Consider the following 8276-nt stretch of genomic DNA (forward strand, 5'->3'; position numbering starts at 1 on the left):
GCCATGTTGCAGACCGTCATGCGGCCTTCCACGGACAGCGCGCGGATGGTGCTGCCTGCGAATTCGATGGCGTGGCCCGTGCCGCCAGCCGTACCGATGATGCCGATGATGTGCAGGACGACGTCCTTGGCCGTACAGCCGAAGGGCAATTCGCCTTCCACCTTGATCAGCATGCTCTTGGCTTTTTTCATCAACAGCGTCTGCGTCGCCAGCACGTGCTCGACTTCCGACGTGCCGATGCCGAAGGCCAACGCGCCCAGCGCGCCGTGCGTGCTGGTGTGCGAGTCGCCACAGACGACGGTCATGCCGGGCAAGGTCGCGCCCTGCTCCGGGCCGATCACGTGCACGATGCCCTGGCGCAGGTCATTCATGCGGAATTCGGTGATGCCGTACTTATCGCAGTTGGTGTCCAGCGTGTCCACTTGCAGGCGGGACACAGGATCGTCGATGCCCTGGGCGCGATTGATCGTGGGGACGTTGTGGTCCGCGACGGCCAGGTTGGCACCCGTGCGCCACGGTTTGCGCCCGGCGATCGCCAAGCCCTCGAACGCCTGCGGGCTGGTGACTTCGTGCAGCAGGTGGCGATCGATATAGAGCAGACAGGTGCCGTCTGATTCCTGGTGGACGATGTGGGCGTCCCAGAGTTTGTCGTAAAGGGTTTGGGCCATGGATGCGCTCTGCAAATAGACAATCCGGCTCGTGCCTCGCGCGGTTGAAAAGCAAATCGCTCCCGCGCCGGCCACTGCGGCATGTCGGAATTATGCCCAGGGTCTGAACCTAGTACAACCACACCATACATACTAGTACTAACACTACCATGTTCGTTACGGAATCTGTCCCCTCAATCGCGAATCCGAACATGTCGAACACTGTGGGAAATTAATCACGCTCAAGATTTTAGTTAAAGAAAATAGATACAAAATTATCAAAACGATATAATCCGGTTTCACTATGACTGCCCCTTATTCGAAATAATGCGCAATAAAACGCATTAATTAAAATATGGACATTCATATATTGTGAAGTTCGTGCAAATTCAGTGCTTTTAGGTGATGTTGCGCGAAGAAATCTCATGGCCGGCCCGTTGCATCCAGCAAGACTTAACAAATCTTGACTCGAAGAATATGACATTTGCATACAACATGGCGGCCATTCAATCCAACCTGACTCGCGAATAATCACTATGGCTTCGTTTTTGCTCAAAAGCACGACTTCGATAATTGCCCTGGCCTTTGTTCCCGCTGCCTTCGCGCAGACCGCCGCGCCCGCCGCTGCCCCTGCTGCCGGACAACCCGCCGTGACGCTGAACCAGATCGTTGAACAAACGCTGCTCAGCAATCCCGAGATCCAGGCCAAGTACCACGATTTCCAGGCTTCGCTCGAAGGCCAGTCGGTGGCGCGCGCAGCGTTTTTCCCGCAGGTCAACGCGTTGGGTTATGTCGGCCGTGAATACCGCAACAACGTCCCCGGCGTAGGTTCCCAAAACTGGAGCCGCCCTGGTTACAACGTCGAATTGCGCCAATTGATATTTGATGGTTTCCGCACCAGCAATGACGTCAAGCAAGCCGGCTTCGACAAGCTGGCGCGCTTCTATGACGTGCTGGCCACCAGCGACTCCACCGCTTTTGCGGCGGTACAGGCCTATATCGACCTGCAGCGCTATCGCGACATGGAATTGCTGGCGCGGCAGAACTATTCGCTGCACGAGCAGACGCTGAAACAAATCGGCGAACGCACGGAATCCGGCGTCGGCCGCCGGGTCGATCTGGAACAAGCGGGTGGTCGCCTGTCGCTGGCCCAGACCAACCTGATGACGGAAAGCGCCAACCTGCTTGATGTGCAGCAACGCTTCCAGCGTGTTACCGGCGCCTTCCCGCCCGAAGCCATGCAGCCGACGCCCGAAGTGGGCGACAAACTGCCGGTCAAACCCGGCAACTTCAATGATTCGCTGCGCCGCAACCCCAGCTTCCTGTCCAAGCAGGCCGGACTGCAGGCCGCCGAAGCGGGCGTGTCGTCGTCCAAGGGCGCGTTTTCGCCGAAGTTTGAATTCGTGGCCTCTACCGGCCGCGACCAGAACGACCCCACGCCGCAGAGCCGCGACATCCAAAGCTCCAGCGTCCAGGTCGTGATGAGCTATAACCTGTACCGCGGCGGCGCCGATGCCGCCCGCGTGCGCCAGACCGCCGCGCAGTCCTATGCCGCGCGGGACATCCGCGACTACACCTGCCGCAACGTGCAGCAAGATCTGGCCGTGGCCTGGAACAATATTGTCAGCCTGAGCCAGAAGCTGCCTTTCCTGCGTGACCACGAAGTGGCTACCACCAAGGTGCGCGATGCCTACGCTCAGCAATTCCAGATCGGCCAGCGTTCGCTGCTGGACTTGCTGGACACCGAGAACGAACTGTTCGAATCGCGCCGCGCATTGACCAACGGCATCTACGACCTCAAGCTTGCGCAATATCGCTGGCTGGCGCTGTCGCACACGCTGCTGCCGGCGCTGTCTTTGCAACCCGCGCGCAACGAAATGCCTGAGGAAAACGGCAAGCTTGTGGTAACCGACGAAGTGATCAAGCTTTGCAATTCGACGGTTCCCGATGCTGCCCGCCTGGCTCCGGTGCGCGTCCAATATAACGAAGGTACGCTGCCGCCCACGCTCGTGCCGCTGAACGCGCCCAACGCCAAGCCCTGACCGGGGTTGGGTCGCAAGGAGGCCATATGACGCCCCAGGGCAAAGAATTTTCGCAGTTGGACGCGGACTTTGTCCGCGTCCTGGAAGACCTGATAGACGCCTTGATCGCCAATGGCACCTTGCGTTTGACCGATCTGCCTGTACAGGCACAACAGAAACTCACCCAGCGTAAGCAACAGCGCGCGCGGCTCTCGGAACATCTGGACCTGTTGGATGACGAAGATGGACAAGTTATCTGAAAAGGCAGCCCGAGAATGGCGTGCCGACGCTCGCGCCGCACACGACGATCCGCTGCTGGACTGCCTGGTTGAAATCACCCGCCTGCATGGCGTGACGGCGACCGCCCAGGCGCTTTCCTCGGGCCTGCCGTTGGAAGAGCACCGCCTGACCCCCGCCCTGCTGCCGCGCGCGGCGGCACGTGCGCAGTTGTCCGCGCGCGTCGTCAAACGCACGCTGGACAGCATTTCGCCCGACTTGCTACCCGCCATTCTCCTGCTGAAGGGCGAACGCGCGTGCCTGCTGCTTAAGAAAGACGATGGCAAATACGTCGTCAGCCACCCCGAGCTGGGTGGCAGTTCAGTCGAAATGACACCCGAAGCATTGGCCGCGCAGTACACCGGCCTGGTGTGCTTTATTCGCCCGCAGTTCCGCTTTGACGCGCGTTCCCCGGAAGTATCCAAGGTGCGCGAACGCCATTGGTTCTGGGCCGCCATCATTGAAAACCGGCGCCTGTACCGCGATGCGCTCATTGCTGCGTTGCTGATCAATATCTTCGCCATGGCGATGCCGTTGTTCACCATGAACGTTTATGACCGCGTCGTGCCCAACAACGCGGTCGAGACACTATGGGTGCTGGCAATCGGCATCACGCTGGTGGTCATCTTCAACATGATCCTGAGCACGGCGCGCTCACACGTCGTCGATAGCGCCAGCAAAAGGGTGGATATCCGTCTGTCTGCCCAGATCATGGAGCGCGTGCTGGACTTGCGGCTGGAGGGCCGACCGCTATCGGTAGGGGCGTTTGCGGCCAACCTGCGGTCATTCGAATCCATCCGCGACTTCATCGCGTCTGCCACCATCACCACGCTGGTCGATCTGCCGTTCATCCTGCTGTTCCTGGCGGCGTTGGCCTGGATATCCCCTTGGATGATCTTGCCACCGCTGGTGGCGATTGTGCTGATCCTGCTGGTGTCGCTGGCTGCCCAGGCGCGCATGGAGGCGCTGACATCGGCCACCTTCCAGGCAAGTTCGCAGCGCAATGCCACGCTGGTGGAAGCGCTGACGGGCCTGGAGGCGGTAAAGACCCTGAACGCGCAAGGAGCCATCCAGCGCAATTGGGAACGCGCCACGGAGTTCATCGCCCAGACCGGCGGCAAACTGAAGCTGATCTCGTCATCCACGGTGGGCTTCGTGCAGGCCGTGCAGCAACTGGTGTCGATCGCCGTCGTGATCATCGGCGTCTATCAAGCGCAGGAATCAGCCATGTCGATGGGCGGCATTATCGCCGCCTCCATGATCGCCGGCCGCTGCCTGGCCCCGCTGGGCCAGGTAGCCGGGCTGTTGATGCAGTACCAGAATGCGCGCACGTCGTTGGGCTCTATCGACAGCTATATGAAGCTGCCCATAGAACGCCCTGCGGACGCCGAATTCCTGCACCGCCCGGTGTTCCACGGTGCGCTGGAGTTCCGCGATGTGACATTCGCCTATCCGGGTTCGACCCAGCCTGTGCTGAAGAAGGTGTCGTTCAAGCTGAAACCCGGTGAAAAGGTCGGCATCATCGGCCGCATCGGCTCGGGCAAGACCACGCTTGAAAAACTGGCGCTGGCGCTCTATCAGCCTACCGAGGGTGCCGTATTGCTGGACGGCGTGGACGTGCGCCAAATCGATCCGGCCGACGTGCGCCGCGCGATCGGCCATGTGCCCCAGGACCCGCTGCTGTTTTACGGCAGTCTGAAGCACAATCTGGCCATGGGCGCGCCCTATGCCGACGACGCCAGCATTCTGGCCGCCGCCAATCTGGCCGGCGTGACGGATTTCGCCAACCTGCATCCCAATGGGTTCGACATGGTGATTGGCGAACGCGGCGAATCCCTGTCAGGCGGCCAACGCCAGTCGGTGGCAGTAGCGCGCGCGCTCATCAACGATCCTCCGATCCTGCTGCTGGACGAGCCCAGCAGCAATATGGATCACCAAAGCGAAGCCCAGCTGCGCAAGCGGCTGGGCGAAGCCAGCGCAACCAAAACCATCCTGCTGGTCACGCATCGGACCGCGCTGCTGGATCTGGTCGATCGCCTGATCGTGATCGATAACGGACACATCGTGGCCGACGGTCCAAAGGAACAGGTTGTCGAAGCACTGCGTCAAGGACGCGTTGGACGCGGAAGCTGAGGAATCCATGTTGAATAATCCTGACCAGCCCAAGCACGGCCTGTTTGGAAGCCTTTGGCGCAAGCTGCGCAACGTCTTTGTCTTCTTCTTTGACCGGCTGCTGGATGGCTCCGAAAAAGGCAAGCCCAAGCAACGCTCCGACTACGTCGGCAACGCCGAATGGGCTATCCACGAATCCCAGGCCCGCAGCTCGCGCGTCCTGCTGTGGGTGTCCTTGCTGGCTACCCTGCTCCTGCTGGTGTGGGCGGCCGCGGGCAGCATTGATGAAGTCGTGCGGGGCGAAGGCAAAGTCGTGCCGTCGCGCCAGGTGCAGATCATTCAAAGCCTGGACGGCGGCATCGTCGAAGAGATCCTGGTGCGTCCCGGCCAACAGGTCGAAGCCGGCCAGACGCTGCTGAAGATCGACTCCACGCGTTTTGCCTCGTCGCTGGGCGAGAACAACGCGGAATACCTGTCGTTGCTGGCAAAGTCAGCCCGGCTGCAGGCACTGGCGACGGGTGAACCCTTCGTGGCGCCGGAAGAGGTTCTGAAGCAGGCTCCCGGCCTGGCGGAAATGGAGCGCAACGCGTGGCAGGCGCGCAATACCGAACTGAACGCGACGGTCAATGTGGCACGCGAGCAGCTCAAGCAGCGTCAGGAAGATCTGCGTGAAACGATCGCCAAACGCGACCAGGCCTCGGCCAGTTGCGGCCTGACCTCGCGCGAACTCCAGGTGACCCGCCCGCTGCTCAAGAGCGGCGCAGTCTCTGAAGTGGACCTGTTGCGCCTGCAACGCGATGTGGCGCGCTACTGCGGCGAACAAAAAGGCGCCGAAGCGCAGATCGACCGATTCCAGGCCTCCATCAAGGAAGCGCAAAGCAAGCTTGAAGAAGCCGAGCTGAACATCCGCAACCAGGCCCGCAGCGAACTGTCCGAAACCAATACCAAGCTGTCGACCCTGCGCCAGGGCAAGCTTGCGCTGGCTGACCGGGTCAAGCTGGCCGAAGTCCGCGCACCCCTGAGCGGCACGATCAAGACGTTGTTCAACAACACCGTCGGCGGCGTGGTGCAACCGGGCAAGGACATCATTGAAATCGTGCCCAAGGACGACACGCTGCTGCTGGAAGTGCGCATCCAGCCGCGCGATATCGGTTTCCTGCACGCCGACCAGAAGGCCGAAGTGAAGTTCACGGCCTACGACTTTTCCATCTACGGCGGCCTGGAAGGCAAGGTCGAGCAGATCGGCGCGGATACGGTTACAGACGAAAAAGGCAATTCCTACTACGTGGTGCGCGTTCGCACGGACCGCAGCACCGTAGGCGACAAATTGCTGCCCATCATCCCAGGGATGGTGGCCGAGGTTCATATTCTGACGGGTAAGCGCACCGTGCTGCAGTACCTGCTCAAGCCCATTTTGCGAGCCAAGGCGAACGCCTTTACCGAACGATGAAGGAGAGCTGGAAGGCGATATGAAACCTGTACCCGTCCTGTTGATTACGCACGACGACCTGCTATGGCAGCACTGGCGCGCGCTGGACCCGGCGCGCTGGCTGGCCGCTCGCGGACGTGGCCTGGCCGATCTGCAACGCTGGCGCGAACAAGGCCGGTCTCTGGCCGTGCTGGATTCGGATGTGCCCCGCTTGCCGTCCTGGCAGGACCCCGTCTGGATGTCGACCCTGGCGGGCCTGCATCTGGTAGTCGCGAGCCCAAGCCCGAATGATGAGCAAGGCACGCAAGCCCTTGGGGCCGGCGCCCACGGCTATTGCCATAGCTATGCGCCCGCCGCGTCCCTGGCTCAGTCGTTGGAAGTCGTGGCCTCGGGCGGCATCTGGATGGGGCGCTCCCTGGTCACGCGGCTGCTGAAGCTGGTTACGGAACGAGCCCAGGATTCGCATTCCTGGGACGCAGGCCTGCTGACTGACCGCGAGATCACCGTTGCCCGCTACGCTGCCAGTGGTCAAGCCAACGCGCAGATCGCCGAAGCACTGGGCATCACGGAACGCACCGTCAAGGCACATCTGTCAGCCGTTTTCGAGAAACTCGGCGTGTCGGACCGCCTGCAATTGGCCCTATTGGTCCACGGCATTTCCGCGCCGACGGAATCGCGGAGCAAAATTACTTCCTGATACTGTCCTTGAGGACAATATCCCGCGCAAGCGGCTCCCTCTAGTATCTGGCCATCTTGGATAACTCCCTGAAACGGAACCCACATGGCCAACTCTTCCCCCGCAGTCGTCAACGAAATCTCCGGTCGCGCTTGGATTCGCAATAGCGACGGATCTCTGACGGAACTGCATCAAGGCAGCAAAGTCCCCGCCGGCAGCGACATCGTCACTGCCTCGGGCGCCACGGTTTCGCTTCAGGTGGAAAACGGCATGCCGATCGTCATCGGTGAAGGCCGTGAAGTCGCTGTAAATGGGGACATGGCCGGCCCCCTGGCGGATCCGACCGAAGCGGCCGTCGCCGCGCCCAGCGGCACCGATTCCGATCGCCTGCTGGCCGCGCTGCAAGCCGGCCGCGATCCGTTCGACGAACTGGACCCCACCGCCGCCGTCGTGGCGGGTGGCGGCGATGCCGGCGGCAGCAGTTTTGTCCGCCTGGCTCGCATCCTGGAAACCACTTCCCCGCTGGATCTTGCATACCCGAACCCCAGCCGCGGCAACGATACCGCGCCGCGCGCCACCAGCAATGGCCTGACGGGCGACGACACCGACGCCACGCCGACGCTGCCCGATCCCGTAAGGCCCTCGGTCATCATCACCGTCAACGGTGATGGCACCGTCTCGTTCAATTTCAGCACGCGCCCTGTAGGTTTTGATCTGTCGGACGTGGTGGTCGACCACGGCAAGATCACCAATCTGCGCCCTGACCCGACCGACCCGACGAAGTGGATCGGCGATCTGACGCCTGAGACGAACTATGAAGGCCCGGTGACCATCAAGGTGCCGGACGGCAGCTATACCAACGAAGCGGGCACCCCTGGCCTGCCTGGCGAGACTGCCACCGTCGTCGACACCCTGCCCCCCAAGGCCGAGATCTCCATTGACACGATCGCCGGCGACGGCGTGGTCAACGCCGAAGAATCGGGCAAGGACATCGCCGTGACCGGTAAGGTCGGTGGCGACGTCAAGGTCGGTGACACCGTCACCTTGACCGTCAATGGCAAGGACTACACCGGTAAGGTCGTGGACCTGGGTAACGGCTCCCTGGGCTACAGCAT

At 61.4% G+C, this 8276-nt stretch carries 7 protein-coding genes; 6 read left to right on the plus strand and 1 reads right to left on the minus strand.

Going from position 1 to position 8276, the window contains the following annotated elements; all coding sequences use genetic code 11:
* Positions 1-668: aconitase family protein (locus ACO6D5_RS26630; RefSeq protein ID WP_485827043.1), on the minus strand; the 668-nt coding region annotated here is incomplete at its 3' end.
* A 515-nt stretch (positions 669-1183) separates the two neighbouring features.
* Here ACO6D5_RS26630 and ACO6D5_RS26635 point away from each other — a divergent pair.
* From ACO6D5_RS26635 to ACO6D5_RS26660, 6 genes are all read left to right on the plus strand, one after another.
* Positions 1184-2689, plus strand: a complete 1506-nt coding sequence (locus ACO6D5_RS26635; RefSeq protein ID WP_088590367.1) for a TolC family outer membrane protein — start codon at positions 1184-1186, stop codon at positions 2687-2689.
* A 26-nt stretch (positions 2690-2715) separates the two neighbouring features.
* The gene (locus ACO6D5_RS26640; RefSeq protein ID WP_088590366.1) at positions 2716-2928 is read left to right on the plus strand and encodes a hypothetical protein; all 213 of its coding nucleotides are present in this window, start codon (positions 2716-2718) and stop codon (positions 2926-2928) included.
* Entirely contained in the window at positions 2912-5077 is a 2166-nt protein-coding gene (locus ACO6D5_RS26645) for a type I secretion system permease/ATPase (RefSeq protein ID WP_485827044.1), read from the plus strand. Before ACO6D5_RS26640 ends, ACO6D5_RS26645 begins: the two co-directional genes overlap by 17 nt.
* A 7-nt stretch (positions 5078-5084) precedes the next feature.
* Positions 5085-6506: an HlyD family type I secretion periplasmic adaptor subunit gene (locus ACO6D5_RS26650; RefSeq protein WP_088590471.1), complete on the plus strand. Its 1422-nt coding sequence runs from the start codon at positions 5085-5087 to the stop codon at positions 6504-6506.
* 19 nt (positions 6507-6525) lie between these two features.
* Positions 6526-7182: a LuxR C-terminal-related transcriptional regulator gene (locus ACO6D5_RS26655; RefSeq protein ID WP_315528130.1), complete on the plus strand. Its 657-nt coding sequence runs from the start codon at positions 6526-6528 to the stop codon at positions 7180-7182.
* 84 nt (positions 7183-7266) lie between these two features.
* A partial coding sequence (locus ACO6D5_RS26660) for a retention module-containing protein (protein WP_485827045.1) occupies positions 7267-8276 on the plus strand: 1010 nt, incomplete at its 3' end.

The organism is Achromobacter sp., from assembly GCF_057314935.1.